The sequence below is a fragment of the Mameliella sp. CS4 genome (assembly GCF_019392335.1).
In the GTDB taxonomy this organism is placed as follows: Bacteria; Pseudomonadota; Alphaproteobacteria; order Rhodobacterales; family Rhodobacteraceae; genus Antarctobacter.
Genome location: NZ_JAHXRQ010000234.1, coordinates 1 through 251, shown reverse-complemented (window position 1 = coordinate 251; position 251 = coordinate 1). Strand labels below are relative to the sequence as shown.

Genomic DNA, 251 nt, shown 5'->3' with positions numbered 1-251 from the left:
CGGTATTCGGTCAGCGTGGGTCAGCACCAAATAGATCGGGATATCGACATGCAGCGTCTGCTGAATATCTTGTAAGCGGCTATGTACATGCCGTGCGTGGCGTTCCAGATCATGCTCATTGCTGCCCAGCAAGGTGTCCACCGATAACGCCACCACCACGCCATTAAGTGGCCGCACTCGGCGCCTGGACTTGAGCAGGTTCAGCAATGTCGTCCAACCTGCGGCGTCGACAGAGCTGTCGGGTTGGTCCA

1 protein-coding gene is annotated in these 251 nt (G+C 57.4%); it reads right to left on the bottom strand.

Annotated features, from left to right (window positions below; genetic code table 11):
• The coding region (locus KZZ07_RS27215; RefSeq protein WP_219520138.1) for a type VI secretion system protein at positions 1 to 251 on the bottom strand (251 nt) is incomplete at both ends.